This window comes from Porphyromonas canoris (genome assembly GCF_000765975.1).
GTDB lineage: Bacteria > Bacteroidota > Bacteroidia > Bacteroidales > Porphyromonadaceae > Porphyromonas_A > Porphyromonas_A canoris.
In genome coordinates, this window is record NZ_JQZX01000009.1 from 66978 (window position 1) to 82227 (window position 15250).

Annotated in this window: 11 protein-coding genes; 10 read left to right on the forward strand and 1 reads right to left on the reverse strand. The window is 45.3% G+C overall.

Annotated elements, in window-relative coordinates:
* The first annotated feature begins 366 nt into the window (after positions 1-366).
* From pheT to HQ29_RS05125, 7 genes are all read left to right on the forward strand, one after another.
* The gene (gene pheT / locus HQ29_RS05095) at positions 367-2847 is read left to right on the forward strand and encodes a phenylalanine--tRNA ligase subunit beta (protein ID WP_036868025.1); all 2481 of its coding nucleotides are present in this window, start codon (positions 367-369) and stop codon (positions 2845-2847) included.
* Positions 2848-2882: 35 nt separating this feature from the next.
* The gene (locus HQ29_RS05100; RefSeq protein WP_036791837.1) at positions 2883-3608 is read left to right on the forward strand and encodes a YebC/PmpR family DNA-binding transcriptional regulator; all 726 of its coding nucleotides are present in this window, start codon (positions 2883-2885) and stop codon (positions 3606-3608) included.
* The gene (locus HQ29_RS05105) at positions 3598-4704 is read left to right on the forward strand and encodes a chorismate mutase (protein WP_082226844.1); all 1107 of its coding nucleotides are present in this window, start codon (positions 3598-3600) and stop codon (positions 4702-4704) included. Before HQ29_RS05100 ends, HQ29_RS05105 begins: the two co-directional genes overlap by 11 nt.
* A 220-nt stretch (positions 4705-4924) precedes the next feature.
* Positions 4925-5668 carry a (Fe-S)-binding protein gene (locus HQ29_RS05110; protein WP_036868028.1) on the forward strand — a complete coding sequence of 248 codons (744 nt, stop codon included), beginning with the start codon at positions 4925-4927 and terminating at the stop codon, positions 5666-5668.
* Entirely contained in the window at positions 5665-7038 is a 1374-nt protein-coding gene (locus HQ29_RS05115; RefSeq protein WP_036791841.1) for a lactate utilization protein B, read from the forward strand. The genes HQ29_RS05110 and HQ29_RS05115 overlap by 4 nt, the downstream gene beginning before the upstream one ends.
* 15 nt (positions 7039-7053) lie before the next feature.
* On the forward strand, positions 7054-7635 hold the full coding sequence (locus HQ29_RS05120; RefSeq protein WP_036868031.1) for a LutC/YkgG family protein: 582 nt from the start codon (positions 7054-7056) through the stop codon (positions 7633-7635).
* A gap of 45 nt (positions 7636-7680) precedes the next feature.
* Positions 7681-9228, forward strand: coding sequence for an L-lactate permease (locus tag HQ29_RS05125; RefSeq protein ID WP_036868033.1), 1548 nt, complete (start codon positions 7681-7683; stop codon positions 9226-9228).
* A gap of 770 nt (positions 9229-9998) precedes the next feature.
* On the opposite strand, the gene HQ29_RS05135 is transcribed toward HQ29_RS05125, so the two are convergent.
* Positions 9999-10562, reverse strand: a complete 564-nt coding sequence (locus HQ29_RS05135) for a methyltransferase family protein (RefSeq protein ID WP_036791849.1) — start codon at positions 10560-10562, stop codon at positions 9999-10001.
* Between the two features lie 244 nt (positions 10563-10806).
* On the opposite strand from HQ29_RS05135, the gene HQ29_RS05140 reads away from it, so the two are divergent.
* From HQ29_RS05140 to HQ29_RS05150, 3 genes are read left to right on the forward strand one after another with little or no spacing between them, the layout of a single operon-like run.
* The gene (locus tag HQ29_RS05140) at positions 10807-11496 is read left to right on the forward strand and encodes a peptidylprolyl isomerase (protein ID WP_036792802.1); all 690 of its coding nucleotides are present in this window, start codon (positions 10807-10809) and stop codon (positions 11494-11496) included.
* Positions 11497-11550: 54 nt separating this feature from the next.
* Positions 11551-12903: an MATE family efflux transporter gene (locus HQ29_RS05145; protein WP_036868039.1), complete on the forward strand. Its 1353-nt coding sequence runs from the start codon at positions 11551-11553 to the stop codon at positions 12901-12903.
* A 51-nt stretch (positions 12904-12954) separates the two neighbouring features.
* Entirely contained in the window at positions 12955-15207 is a 2253-nt protein-coding gene (locus HQ29_RS05150; RefSeq protein ID WP_036863833.1) for a RelA/SpoT family protein, read from the forward strand.
* Positions 15208-15250: the final 43 nt, after the last annotated feature.

Below are 15250 nucleotides of genomic sequence, written 5' to 3' on the forward strand. Positions count from 1 at the left end.
TGCGAACCTGTTAGAAAGATGCTCCGAATAGCTTTGTATCTTTTGCCAAACGTATTAAAAATTAAAAATCAAGCCTTTATGTATGGAAATCAAGCTTTGATTCTTAAAGATTAAGACCCGGTTTGTGAGGTTCAAGCCTTGATTTGATATTTTATAAGGCATCAAAGCTTTTTCCGAACGTGTTAAAGAGAAGTTGTGAACAGGTTTGTTTTGAGATCTCCATCGGGTTGTTTTTCAGATGAAACCGATACAAAAGAGAGTGAAAAAAGAGAGGGCGGAGAGTGGAGAATGATAACTCAAGTAATGAATGGGGAAAAAATCGTAATTTTGTAGGTCAGAAAATAGATATAACACATATAAAGTATTATGAACATCTCGTTAGCATGGCTAAATAACTATATCCAGAGTACATTGGATGTACAGGAAGTGTCTGAAATACTCACCTCCATCGGTCTCGAAGTAGGCGGAGTGGAGGAGCATGAGTCGGTTCGCGGCGGCCTCAAAGGCTTGGTCGCGGGAAAGGTACTTACTTGTATAGACCACCCGAACTCCGATCACCTTCATATCACAACGGTTGATCTGGGCGATGGAGTGCCTACACAAATCGTTTGCGGTGCTCCCAATATTGCTGCCGGACAGACTGTTGTGGTAGCCACATTGGGAACAACTCTCTACTCCGGAGAGGACAGCTTTACCATAAAGAAGTCCAAAATACGTGGTGAAGAGTCTTTCGGAATGATCTGCTCGGCTAAAGAGATTCAGGTAGGGCAAGATTCGGATGGGATAATGGTGTTGGCTGACGATGTGAAAGCAGGTACGCCGGCAGCCGAACTTTTTGACCTCAAAAGCGATTATATCATAGAGGTGGACATAACGCCCAACAGGGTGGATGCCACAAGCCATTATGGTGTGGCAAGAGAGCTTCATGCCTATCTGAAAACCCATGCACCGGAGAAGATTGTATCGTTCACTCCTCCGATGAAGAGTGTGGAGTTTCTTCACGAGAAGCAAAGTATGAAAAATCCTGTTACCGTAACGATAGATAAGGAGAGTGCCGTGGTGAGATATTCCGGCATTGTAATAGATAATCTGAAAGTGGCAGAAAGCCCCGAATGGCTCCGAAAAGCATTGGAAGCAATAGGGCAAAAGCCGATCAATAACGTGGTGGATGTTACCAACTATGTGCTTCACAGCATCGGTCAGCCGCTTCACGCTTTCGACCTCGACAAGCTGTCCCAACATACCATATCCGTTCGCTGTGCCAAGGCAGGGGAGAAGCTGCTTCTCCTTAGCGGAGCAGAACACGAACTTGTGCCTCAAGATGTGGTCATTGCAGATGCAGAGCGTCCGCTCTGTTTGGGTGGCGTGATGGGAGGAGAAGATTCGGGCGTATCGGAATCCACTACTCGAATCTTTTTGGAGAGTGCCAACTTTAACCCCACTTGTGTCAGGAAGACCGCACGCAGGTATGCACTCAATACGGACTCCTCTTTCCGCTTCGAGCGTGGATTGGATCCGGAAGCCACTCTGCCGGCTCTTGTCATGGCGGCAGAGCTTCTCAAAGAGATCGCCGGAGGTGAGATAGCTTCTCCGCTTACGGACTATTATCCGGAAAAGAAAGAGCCTTATCGGGTTGATTTTTCTCTCCAAAAGCTCACATCCACCGCCGGATACGAAATACCCGAAGCTACGGTACGTACCGTATTGAAATACTTGGACATCAACATTGCAAAAGAAAGCAATGGGATATGGGCTTTGGATGTCCCTCGTTATCGTGTGGATGTTACCAGAGAGATAGATGTGATAGAGGAGGTGATGAGAATATTCGGATACAACAATATCCCCATGTCCTATACCCTTAAGGCTTCTCTCAACCATGTTACCGAGACGGACAAGAGTGTCGAAGCACAGCGCATCATAGCCGAAATGCTTACAGGCGCAGGGTTTGCAGAGATTTTGAACAACTCCTTGACCTCTTCAAAGTTTTTCCTTGACCACTCTCTCGTGGGAGAAGATGAGATAGTAACGCTGGTGAATCCGCTCTCTTCGGATCTTAACGTGATGCGTCCGAGCATGGTAAAAGGAGGATTGGAAGTGATAGACTTCAACTCCAAGAGAAAGAGCGGACCTCTGTCTCTGTATGAGTATGGTTCTGTTTATCATCGAATAGATCAGCAGCTGGAAAGCTCTACGAAGGGATACAGAGAAGACAGCATGCTGGCTTTGTGGATAAGCGGAGACAAGTGGAACGATCACTGGGCAACCAATAACGATAGTGTCTCTACCGTATTCCATCTTAAGGCTTATGTCTATAATATCATGAGACGTTTGGGGATTGCTCCTTATCATGTCCGCTATGAGAGCAAGAGTGATAGTCCTCTGTTTGCTGTATGCGAGGAGATCCGAGATGTTAAAGGCGAGCTTTTGGCGAGATGGGGTCGTCTATCCAAAGCAGTGTTGTCCGATGCGGACATAGCTTTCCCGGTGTTCTATGCCGAACTCTACTGGGACAAGCTGTATAAGATTGCGCATTCCTCGGAGATCAAGATGAGGAGTATATCCAAATTCCCTGCCGTACGTAGAGACTTTGCTCTACTGATAGACAATGGTGTCTCTTTGGTGGATATAGAGAGAGTGGCCTACAAAGCGGAGAAGAAACTTTTGAAAGGCATTACTCTGTTCGATGTTTATGAAGATCCTAAACATCTTCCTCCGGGAAAGAAGTCTTATGCCGTTGCTTTTGAACTGCAGGATGAAGAAAAGACTCTTAGCGATAAAGCCATAGAGTCGGCAATGGAACGCATACATACTGCATTGGTTAAGGAGTTGGGAGCATCACTCAGATAAGAAAAACGTAAAACTTATATCATAAAAATAGAATCATGGGAAGAGCTTTTGAATACAGAAAGGCGAGAAAAATGAAGAGATGGGGCAATATGGCTCGCGTCTTTACGAAATTGGGAAAAGAGATCACTATTGCCGTGAAAGCCGGCGGACCTGATCCCGAAACCAATCCTCGTCTGCGTGTTCTCGTGCAAACAGCCAAGAAGGAGAACATGCCTAAGGAAAATGTGGACAGGGCTATCAAGAAAGCATCATCCAAAGACTTTACAGACTATAAGGAGATGAACTATGAAGGATACGGACCTTTTGGTATAGCCATCTTCGTAGAAACCGCTACCGATAATACGACACGTACCGTGGCAAACGTAAGAAGCTATTTCAATAAGTTTGGGGGCAGTCTCGGAACAACAGGTAGCTTGGAGTTTTTGTTTGACCACAAGTGTGTATTCCATGTGAATAAGCCGGACGGACTCGATCTTGAAGAACTTGAGCTTGAACTTATAGACTACGGCGTGGAAGAGCTGGAAGAAGATGAGGGAGAAGTAATCATCTACGGAGAGTTTGCCCAAAACAGTGCAATACAAAAGTTCTTGGAAGAAAAAGGCTTTGAGATCACTTCCGCAGAGTTTACTCGTATTCCTAACGATGAAAAGGAAGTTACTCCGGAACAACGCGAGCAACTGGATAAGCTTATAGAGAAGCTGGAAGAAGATGAAGATGTGCAAAATGTCTTTACAAACATGAAAGCCTCTGATGAGGAGTAATAACACGAAACAAACATATCACTTTCTACCTATAATAGAAGATCCAAGTGCACACTCTCTTTGTACTTGGGTGATTGCCGGTCCGTGTAGTGCCGAAAGTTATGAGCAGATGAGAGAAACAGCTCTTGCTCTTTCTGCCATGGGTGTTACATGGTTTAGAGCCGGAGTGTGGAAGCCTCGTACTCGTCCGGGAGGCTTTGAAGGCATGGGAGAGGAAGCATTGTCATGGATACGGGAACTCAAGAAAGAGTTTCCGTATATGACTTTCTGCACTGAGGTTGCCACGGCTACCCATGTGCGTCTCTGCCTTGAGTACGGATTGGATGCCCTTTGGATAGGAGCACGTACAACTTCCAATCCTTTTATGATGCAGGAGATTGCGGATGCTCTTCAAGGGGTAGATATTCCGGTGTTGGTGAAGAATCCTGTCAGTCCGGATATCGAGCTTTGGATTGGAGCCATAGATCGCTTGTACAATGCAGGTTTGCGTAGAATAGCAGCTATTCATCGAGGTTTCTCCAGCTTGGGAAGAGGGTTGTACAGAAACCCTCCACATTGGAGCCTCGTCATGGAACTGAGATCCCGCATTCCGAATCTTCTTTTGCTTGGAGACCCCAGCCACATGGCAGGACGAAGAGATCTCATCCCCAGCTTATGCCGGCAACTCATACATCTCCACTATGATGGCATCATGTTGGAGGTACATCCCTCTCCGGACTTGGCTCTGAGCGATGCAGCTCAACAGCTCACTCCCAACGGTTTCTCGGAGATATTGCAACATATCTGCATTCAAGAGTCTCCTTCCAATGCTGAGATTATCCTTGCTCCATTGAGAGAGAAGATAGACGGGTTGGATCACTCGATTATAGAGCTTATCTCCGAACGTATGACCATCTCTGCCGAGATAGCTAAGCTGAAAGCCCTTAACGATATATCGGTGGTACAGCCGGAACGCTACAACTCTCTTTTGCAAGAGAGATTGCAGTTCTCTAAAAGTCAAGAACTTTCGGAAGCTCTTATAAAAGCTATATTCGATCTCATACATGATGAGTCCATCGCTCTTCAGAATAAAATTGTATTGGGATTGAAGCAGTAGATTTTGCTACTTATCTTGATACTGAACAATAGAAATTTAGAACTTGTTTGCAGAAGCATCTTTACCTGAAAGATGCTTCTTTTTTGTTTTTTAAGCTCCACTTTTTGCATCCTTTATTATGTATCTCTTGTTAATTTAAGATAATAATGAGTGGTTTGATTTGCTCTTTTAGTGGAATTACAATACATTTGGAAATAGAATAACTATTACAAAAGCGATTATGAAAGTAGGATTATTTATCCCTTGCTATATCAACGCAGTGTATCCGCAGGTTGGAATAGCGTGTTTTGAGTTACTCAAAAAACTGGGAGTTGATGCGGATTATCCACTTGGACAGACTTGCTGTGGACAGCCAATGGCAAATGGAGGATTTGAAGGAGAATCTGTTAAATTGGCTAAGAGATTTGAAGAGCTTTTCCAAAACTATGATTATATAGTCGGTCCTTCTGCCAGTTGTGTCTCTTTTGTAAAAGAGAATCACCCCCGTCTTCTTGCCGAACATGAACACCATGAATGTCGTAGTGCAAAACATATATACGACATCACGGAATTTATTCACGATGTAATACAGCCGGAGAGAATACTCGCGAGCTTCCCTCATGTAGTGAGCCTGCATAACAGCTGTCATGGTGTAAGAGAGCTGGGACTTTCTTCCGCCTCCGAGCTGACTGTTCCTTACTTCAACAAGATTCGGGCTCTTTTGGAAAAAGTAGATGGAATAACAGTAAAAGAACCGGAGCGTATAGATGAGTGTTGCGGTTTCGGAGGATTGTTTTCCGTGGAAGAGCATGATGTCTCTGTGTGCATGGGGCAAGATAAAGTGAAAAACCATCTTGCAACGGGAGCTTCTTTTATAACCGGAGCAGATAGTTCCTGTTTAATGCACATGCAGGGAGTCATAGACAGAGAGAAGTTACCTATAAAGACTATCCATTTTCTTGAAATACTAACATCGCAGCTATGAGTACGTATCATTCAAAAGCCGCAGCAGCGTTCTTGAAGAATAAGGAGAATGCAAGCTGGCACGATAAAACTCTCTATTTTGTACGAGAGAAGAGAGATAGACAGTCTCATCAAATACCGGAATGGGAAGAGTTGAGACACATGGCAAGGGAGATCAAGATGTATAGCACATCTCATCTGCCCGAACTTATAGAGCAGTTTGAACGGAATGCCGTGGCAAATGGCTGTCATGTTCATTTTGCCAAGGATGATGAAGAGTATCGTCTGATTATCGAGAGCATTCTTAATAAACACAACGTCAAGAAGCTTGTCAAGAGCAAGTCTATGCTGTCCGAAGAGTGTGAACTCAATCCTTATCTTATATCTAAAGGTATAGATGTGGTGGAAACAGACCTTGGAGAGCGTATTTTGCAACTTATGGAGGCGCATCCCAGTCATATTGTCATGCCTGCCATACATATCAAGAGAGAAGCCGTGGGTGTTTTGTTTGAAGAAAAGTTGGGATCGGAAAAAGGAAATTACGATCCTACCTATCTCACTCATCAGGCTCGCAAGGCTCTCAGACAGGATTTCTTGAATGCCGATGCTGGAATGACGGGAGGAAACTTTGCAATAGCTTCTACCGGAGAGGTGATGGTTTGTACCAATGAAGGCAATGCAGATATGGGGATGGCTTGCCAGAAGCTGAATATTACGGCTTTTGGTATAGATAAGTTTATTCCCGATTTGGAGAGTGCAGGTGTGTTTACTCGCTTATTGGCTCGTTCTGCAACCGGACAGCCTATTACTACCTATACTTCCATGTTCGGACGACCAAGAGAAGGAGGGGAACAACACTTCATCATCGTAGATAATGGAAGAAGCAAGATATTGGGCATGAAAGAGCATCGTAAGATACTCAACTGCATACGTTGTGGTGCTTGTATGAACACTTGCCCGGTGTATCGCAGAAGTGGAGGATATTCTTACTCCTATTTCATTCCCGGTCCGATAGGTATAAATTTAGGTATGCTGCATAATCCGAAAGAGTATAGCGGTAATGTCTCTGCCTGTTCTCTTTGTTTGTCTTGCTCTTTTGTCTGTCCTGTAATGATAGATCTCGGTGAGCAGATATATGTTTGGCGTCAAAAGCTTGACGGCATAGGAAAAGCGAGCAAAGAGAAGAAGCTTATGTGTAGTGGAATGAAGTTCCTGATGGAAAGACCTAAGCTGTTTCACCGTACTCTGAAGATGGCTCCGATAGCCAATAATATGCCTCGTTTCTTGATCTATAACGGTCTTAACGGCTGGGGTAAAGGGAGAGAGATGCCGATATTTGCCAAACAGTCTTTTGAGAGCTGGTGGAAAGAGACTCAAATACGAAACAAATAAGACAAAGCAGATCCTATGAACAGTAAAGATACGATACTACAAAGTTTGAGAGAGAACATCCTGGAGGTCTTCCCGAAGCCGGAGATCCGTATCTCTCACATGAGATTTGAAAATAAGGTAGATCAGTTCAAAGAGATATGTCGTGGAGTGGGAGGCGAAGCGTATGAGCTTCAAGACGGAGAAACCATAGACGAAGCTATAAGGCGCATATATCCGGAAGCAAAGAGCATTGCCTGTAACATGCCGGAAGTAACTTGTGCTACGGTCAATCCGGATAATGTCAATACTCCTGCGGAACTCAACGGAACGGACCTTGTTGTTTGTCGAGGCATCTTTGGTGTTTGCGAGAATGGTGCAGTCTATTACGAGCAACAGTATAAGCAGAGAGCCATCTACTTCATAGCAGAGTCTCTTCTTTTTATTCTGCCTAAGAGAGAACTGGTAGATACCATGCACGAAGCGATGCCGCGCATCTCTCATAAGTTTGAGGGAGAATTCAGAGGATTCATATCCGGTCCCTCCAAGACGGCAGATATCGAACAGGCTTTGGTAAAAGGAGCTCACGGGGCAAAAGAGTCTGTGGTCCTCTTGATCTGACAAGAGAGAAGGTGTATATATGTGTAATTAAATAATAGTAGAATTATGGCAGTCTTATTATCCGTATTACCTATTTTGCTTCTGTTTGTGCTCATGTTGGGGCTTAAGCAGCCCGGACACAGAAGCGCATTCATTACTCTTTGTATCACCATTCTTATAGCATTGTTTGCTGCTCCGGCTCTTGGGTTTGCAAAGGATGGTTTCTCTATGCCGGGAGTAGGTTGGGCTGTTGTGGAAGGCATTTTGAAAGCAGTTTTCCCTATCCTTATCATCATTCTCATGGCTATATACAGCTATAATGTCCTGCTTGAAAGCAAGGAGATAGAGGTGATAAAGAAACAGTTTACCTCTCTTACGGACGACAAGGGAATAATGGTGCTCTTGCTCGTTTGGGGATTTGGCGGATTGTTGGAAGGGATGGCAGGTTTTGGAACAGCGGTAGCCATACCTGCGGCGATACTTATAGGGTTAGGCTTCAAGCCCGGCTTCTCTGCATTGGTTTCGCTGATAGCCAACAGCGTTCCGACAGGTTTCGGTGCCGTAGGCGTTCCGGTTACTACTCTTGCCAATGAGGTTGCTGCCAACGGTGTGGCTACTCAGGCGGAAGTGTGCGACATCTCTGCAAAATTCGTCTTGCAGTGTTCTCCTCTGATGATACTCATACCATTTGTGATACTCACCATTACGGATCCTTCCGCAAAGAAGATTGTCAAGAACATTCTACTATCTCTTTGGGTGGGAGGTATCTCTCTTGTCGTGCAGTATGTGGTTGCAAAGAATCTCGGAGCAGAGACGCCTGCGATCTTGGGAAGTATCGCTGCAATCCTGGCGATTATAGCCTATGCCAAGATTTTTGCACCAAAGAAAGAAGAGAGCACCTCTTCCGGGACGACGCTTTACGGTGCTTTCAAGGCATGGAGTGTTTACCTGTTCATCCTTCTCTTCATTGTACTGAGCGGACCGTTGGTAAAGCCGATCAACGAACTTCTAAAGTCCACACTGGTCTCCAAGATTCATCTTCCCATCTATGAACAAGGCAAGTATTTCGCTTTCGGCTGGCTCTCCAATGCCGGACTGATGTTGTTCCTCGGCACCATTGTTGGAGGACTTATACAAGGACTTTCATTCAAAAAGCTCATGGTGGTACTGGCGAAGACCATTGTCAATCTGAGGAAAACGACAGTAACCATTATCAGTCTTGTTGCCATGGCATCCGTGATGAACTATGCCGGAATGATTCTTGTGATTGCAACCGCATTGGCAGGCGCAACGGGAGCTTATTATCCGTTCTTCGCACCATTGATCGGAGCGATCGGAACCTTTGTAACAGGCTCCGACACCTCCTCCAATATCCTCTTCGGCAAGCTGCAAGCCAACGTTGCAGGTCAGCTCCACTATGCCGATCCCAACTGGCTCGTGGCGGCAAACACTACGGGAGCAACCGGTGGCAAGATCATCTCTCCGCAGAGCATTGCCATTGCGACAGCTTCCTGCGACATGCCGGGCAAGGATGGAGATATTCTCCGCTCCGCACTGCCTTATGCTCTCGGATACATCATCATAGGAGGATTGATGGTTTTCTTTGCAGCCTGATCTTTCCGCATTCATTAAACTATTCATAAAAGAAACCCCGCCGATCTTGCAAAAGAGGTCGGCGGGGTTTTCTTTGATGCTTATCTCGGCATCTGCCCGGATGCGGATTTGTCCTGAAAACAGCTCAAAAAAGGTTCTGTTCCCGATGATCGGAGGCTGAAAAGCAGCCGAGTAAAAGTTCTGTTCCCGATGATCGGAGGCTGAAAAGCAGCCGAGTAAAAGTTTTGTTCCCGATGATCGGAGGCTGAAAAGCAGCCGAGTAAAAGTTCTGTTTCCGATGATCGGAGGCTGAAAAGCAGCCGAGTAAAAGTTTTGTTCCCGATGATCGGAGGCTGAAAAGCAGCTGAGTAAAAGTTTTGTTCCCGATGATCGGAGGCTGAAAAGCAGCCGAGTAAAAGTTCTGTTTCCAATGATCTGAAACTGAAAAGCAGCTGAGTAAAAGTTCTGTTCTTATTTATCAATTCTATATTTCTCGCCGCGAAATATTGGTTTCTCGCCGTGAAATATTGGTTTCTCGCCGTGAAATATTGGTTTCTCGCCGTGAAATATAGAATTGGTAATTAGGATATGCGTTTTTCCCCGATTATTTCTTACTTTTTGCACGGTAAGAAAAAAGGTTTTTTCTACTGCTTTTTCTCCTTCTCCGAATCATTTTTTTCTCCATCTCGGCGGAGGTGTCTTCCGAAAAGCAAAAAGATCCCGATGCGAAGAGTGCCTGCATCGGGATCTTTGTTATACGGAAATGACCGGGGACGTGCCTGCGTCTGCTGTCAGAAGAATAGGAAGTATCGCGGCGTATTTGCTTTGTATCGGAGGTATTCTTCGCCGTAAGTCTCTGCACAGTAACGCTCTTCTCCCAAGACGGTCAGGTGGGTTGAGATGGCAAACGGTACCATCACGAGCAGCATCCATAAAGATGCCGAGGCGATGCAGAGCCCGAACATCGAAAGAAAGAAGAAGAAGTACATCGGGTTGCGAGACCGGCGGTAGAGTCCGCCCCTGATGGTTTTTCCCGGTTCGCCTGCGGCGTAGCTGTGATAGGCGTATATCGAGGCGAGCAAGGAGACGGAGAAGACGATGATGCCGACCGTGAACCATGCCGTGCCCCACTTGAAGGGGACGAAGATCGAGAGCAGGATCAGGAGGATCTGCAATGAGGTGCTGACGGAGGCGTTGATTTTGTCTTTGGCTGTGTACCAGGAGGTGTCCACCGCCCGCCTGCCTCCTTCGCGGAAAAGTGCCATCCATACGAACTGTACGAGCAGCGCTCCCAGTGAGAGAATCCATGTGTTGAGCCAGCCGGGCTTTAGTGTTGTGAAGAAGGAGAGGTCCATGATTGTGAATGTCGGTTGTGTGAAATATCTGCAAATGTATCGAATCCGACGACGGCTCACAATCGCAAGAAATGGTGATTTTTATTGCTTTTCTCCCGATATTCGAGAAGATTTTTCTTCCCGCAACGGCAGGGAAGAGGCTCTTATTGAGTCTGTTTTGGTATCTTTGCGACGAAGTTTGGTTTTGGAGATAAAGCACCCCCACACGGAAGGTCGCGATGTCTCGATTAAAAAGATTAAGATTATGTCTCGAAAAATACTTTGCGCCATTGTTGCGTTTTTATCGCTGTCCGGTCTCGCTTTTGCCACTGATGCACCGCAAGATACAGCCACTTATGTGAAGATCGTAACCAATAAGGGAAGTGTGGAGGTGCGTCTGTACGATGAGACGCCTTTGCATAGGGACAATTTCATCCGTCTCGTGCGGGAAAAGGCATACGATAAGGTCATTTTCCATCGTGTGATCAAGCAGTTCATGGTGCAAGCCGGCGGCAATGTGCTCAAAGGAGACTCCCTCTCCGCCACACGATTGGAAGAGAAACACTCGGAGCTTCTCCCGGCTGAGATAGTGTATCCGAAGTATTTCCATAAATATGGAGCGTTGGCGGCGGCTCGCACCGGAGATGATGTCAATCCGGAGAAGAAGTCATCCTCCTTTCAGTTTTACATCGTGACGGGTAAGTGTTATCTGGATTCGGATCTCAAAAGGTACGAAGCAAGCAAAGGCCTAACCTTTACAGATGAGATCAAAGAAGCCTACAAAATGATGGGAGGCACTCCGCATCTGGATGGAAATTACACGGTCTTCGGAGAGGTGGTGAAGGGAATGAATACGGTAGAAAAGATACAGTCTGTCTCGACGGACGGAGCAGATCAGCCGGTGTCGCCCGTCTACATCAAGAAGGTGGTGATATTGAAGAAAAAGAAGAAGTAAGAGATTACTTCTTTTTTGTTCTGTTGTCGTATCTGTTATTGGCAAGAGATTTAGATGTCTTTTTCCCGTTGTCGGCTTCAAAATCCGTATTACAAACCACTCCTGAAGCTCGGCCTTCCTATCATTTTGGGTCAGGTCGGTCTTATTCTTGTCGGCTTCATAGATAATATGATGGTCGGGCATTATGGTACTCCGGAGCTTGCTTCTGCCTCTTTCGTAAACAACTTCATGAACCTTGCCTTTATCTTCGGGCTGGGTTTCTCTTACGGGCTTTCTCCTCTGATCGCCACCTCCGTAACCGGAAAAGACGGAGAACACCTCTCTCTGCTGAAAAGTGCACTGCTTGCCAACCTTATCATTGCCCTCTTTCTGGTTTTGGTTATGGGCTTTCTGCTGCTGAGGATAGATCTTCTCAACCAACCGGAGGAGCTTATTCCGCTTATTGTACCATACTATATTATACAGCTGGCATCCATTCCGGTGCTGATGCTTTTCAATGGTTACAAGCAGTATGCGGAGGGAGCAGGTAATCCGTCTGCCCCTATGATCATAATGCTTTTGTCCAACGGACTGAATATTGTACTGAACTATCTGCTGATATACGGTAAGCTGGGCTTTCCGGAGCTTGGGCTTACAGGTGCAGGTCTGGCGACATTTATTGCGAGGTTGTTTTGTCTTGTCGCTCTCGGAGTAGTCTGTTACAAGGGGCGTTCATTCGTGAAGCTCTATGAATCATTACCTAAGGAGAGAGGACAGGTGAAGCGCGTGCATGTAAAATCTCTATTCGGATTAGGGCTCTCCACAGCAGCTCAGATGGGAATGGAGACAGCTTCTTTCTCTCTTGCCGTAGTGATGGTGGGATGGATGGGGGCTAATGCTTTGGCGGCACATCAGATCATGAGTGTGATCTCTACGCTCGGATTTATGATCTTTTACGGACTTTCGGCTGCCGTAACCATACTGATGAGTAAATACTATGGCGAAGGACTTGTCTCGGAGATGAGGCGAGTGGTTCAAGGCGGACGCAATATGCTCATCTTTCTTGCTCTTGTTACGGTAGTCGTCCTACTCCTGACAAGGAACTATATCGGCTATCTCTTTACAGACAGTATAGATATTGTCTCTACGGTTTCACTGCTCATCTTTCCCGTTATTGTCTATCAGTTTGGCGACCTCACGCAGATCCTCTATGCCAATGCTCTCAGAGGGATAAGAGACGTTAAGTATATGGCTGTCTGCGCTCTCTTTTGTCATATTTTTCTTGCCCTCTCTTTAGTGTACGTTTTGGGCATAAAGTTGGAACTGGGAGTCTTGGGTGTTTGGATGGCTTTCCCTGTCAGTCTCTCGGCTTTGGGATTGTTGCTGCATCGTCGTTTCAGGAAGCTGACACAAGATGTATATTCTTAAAGAATTGCTATATTTGTTATTGTTCTATTAACAACTATAGAGTACAGAGCCATGACCAAAAAGGATACAAAAATCATAAGTGAAGAAGAAGGTCAGATTCTTATCCAGAAAGCATTCGATAAGCTGATACAAGATTACCGGAATAGCAATCACCGTAAACGTACAGATGTTATCGTCAAGGCATTCCAGCTGGCTAAGGATGCACACGCCGGGGCTAAACGAAAAAGCGGAGAGCCTTATATCTTGCATCCTATTGCCGTTGCAGATATCTGTTGCAATGAAATAGGTCTCGGTTCTACCAGTATCTCTGCTGCTCTCTTGCATGATGTGGTGGAAGATACAGAGTACACTATCAAAGATATTGAAGATATGTTTGGTCCTACCATTGCGGTAATCGTGGATGGTCTTACCAAACTTTCCGGTGAGATATTGGCAAAATCCGTCGATGTGGTTACGCAGGATACTTCGGCACAGCTTGAGAACATACGCAGATTGTTGCTTACAGCCAATAAAGATATTCGTGTGATTTTGGTCAAGATAGCTGACCGTCTTCACAATATGCGTACGCTCAGCAGTATGCCGGCAGTGAAGCAGGCGAAAATTGCAGCAGAGACACGGCTGTTTTACTCTCCTTTGGCAGAACGTCTGGGAATGTACGACATCAAAACCGAGTTTGAAGATCTCTCCCTGAAATACGATCACCCGGAAGAGTATGCAGAAATAAAGCGAAATATCGAAAATACCAAGCAGAGCAGGGAAGACCTCTTCTTACTTTGTGAGAACATTCTCAAGAAAGATCTTAATAATATAGGTCTAAACTATGAGATGCACTATCGCATCAAGTCTGTTTACTCTATTTGGAGAAAGATGAAGAGCAAGCAGGTTCCTTTCTCCGAGATCTACGATATTTTTGCCATACGTATCATTTTTACCCCTACCTCTCCGGAGACGGAGTATACCGATATATTCAGAATATATCAGGTGTTAGCTTCTCATTTCAGACTCAAAGATGATCGTATCCGAGACTGGGTAACACGTCCTAAAGAGAATGGTTACAGAGCACTTCATATCACCATAATGGGACCTTCGGGCGAGTGGATAGAAGTACAGATCCGCTCCAGACAGATGCACCAGATGGCTGAGAAAGGACTCGCAGCCCATTGGCGTTATAAGGCAGAAGCTTTCAAGGTGGACGAAGTAGAAGAACGAATACTGAATAACGTCAAAGAACTTCTCAGCAATCCCGGTCCGAGTGCATCTGACGACTATGAGAACATGATGTTTCATATGTCAAACGAAAAGATGTTGGTCTTTACTCCCAAAGGAGATCAGATAGGTATCGCACGTGGTTCTACCGTACTCGACTTTGCATACCTTATACATACGGAGCTTGGTGATCATTGTATAGGTGCAAAAGTGAATCATGAAATGGTGGGATTGGACTATCGTCTCTCCAATGGAGATCAGGTTGAAGTAATAACCACATCCAAGACACGTCCCAAGGAGACTTGGTTGAAGTTTGTAACCAATCCCTCCGTGAAGCGTCATATTATCCGATACTTGAACAAGCAGAGAGAGAATGATATTAAGAAAGGAAGGGAGATTCTGCAAGAGTTTTGCGAGAAGAACAATCAGGATAAAGCCCTTGTGGAGAAGTGCAAGGCATCTCCTCTTCCCGGTTATCTCTCTTTTGAAGACATGCTTATAGATATAGCGCATGGAGTGGTAAAGCTTACAACCGAACTTTTGGATGGCATTGTCGCACATCAGAATGATGAAGTTGTGGATCCGCACGACCCATTGGTGGTTCTTCGTACTACTCCGGCGATGGATCTTAGCAAAATTAAAGAGACCTATACCCTTACCTCTCAGGAAGGGTACAGAAATTATATTCGCCCTTCATGTTGCAGACCCATAATGGGAGAAGAGGTACATGGTATCCTGAATGAACACAATCAGGTGGTGATACACAAGAGGTATTGTCAGGTAGCAATAAATCAAAAAGCTTCTCACGGCAATCGTATTGTCAATGTAGAGTGGGGAGCGCATGTGCATTCGCCTTTCAGGGTGACTTTGGGTATATATGGTGTCAATATAGATTTCTTTGTGCTCAACATCCTTACAACTCTCAAGGATAAAGGTATCGAACTTTGGGATATTAACTTCCGTGCCAATAGAGAAATGGCTGAAGGGCAGATGACCATCCGTGTTTCGGATGTGGCACAACTGGAAGACCTTATGGTTACACTCAAAGAACATAATGATGTGATCCGTGTGATCCGAATAGATGGAGATAAGCATTAGATCTCCCATCTGTTTATAATTGATGATAAAAACCTAAATGCTA

Coding starts and splice junctions, on each gene's coding strand:
- HQ29_RS05145 (WP_036868039.1), top strand. CDS start 11,551: ATGTCTTTTTCCCGTTGTCGGCTTCAAAATCCGTATTACAAACCACTC.
- HQ29_RS05115 (WP_036791841.1), top strand. CDS start 5,665: ATGAGTACGTATCATTCAAAAGCCGCAGCAGCGTTCTTGAAGAATAAG.
- HQ29_RS05105 (WP_082226844.1), top strand. CDS start 3,598: ATGAGGAGTAATAACACGAAACAAACATATCACTTTCTACCTATAATA.
- HQ29_RS05150 (WP_036863833.1), top strand. CDS start 12,955: ATGACCAAAAAGGATACAAAAATCATAAGTGAAGAAGAAGGTCAGATT.
- HQ29_RS05140 (WP_036792802.1), top strand. CDS start 10,807: ATGTCTCGAAAAATACTTTGCGCCATTGTTGCGTTTTTATCGCTGTCC.
- HQ29_RS05135 (WP_036791849.1), bottom strand. CDS start 10,562: ATGGACCTCTCCTTCTTCACAACACTAAAGCCCGGCTGGCTCAACACA.
- HQ29_RS05125 (WP_036868033.1), top strand. CDS start 7,681: ATGGCAGTCTTATTATCCGTATTACCTATTTTGCTTCTGTTTGTGCTC.
- pheT (WP_036868025.1), top strand. CDS start 367: ATGAACATCTCGTTAGCATGGCTAAATAACTATATCCAGAGTACATTG.
- HQ29_RS05120 (WP_036868031.1), top strand. CDS start 7,054: ATGAACAGTAAAGATACGATACTACAAAGTTTGAGAGAGAACATCCTG.
- HQ29_RS05100 (WP_036791837.1), top strand. CDS start 2,883: ATGGGAAGAGCTTTTGAATACAGAAAGGCGAGAAAAATGAAGAGATGG.
- HQ29_RS05110 (WP_036868028.1), top strand. CDS start 4,925: ATGAAAGTAGGATTATTTATCCCTTGCTATATCAACGCAGTGTATCCG.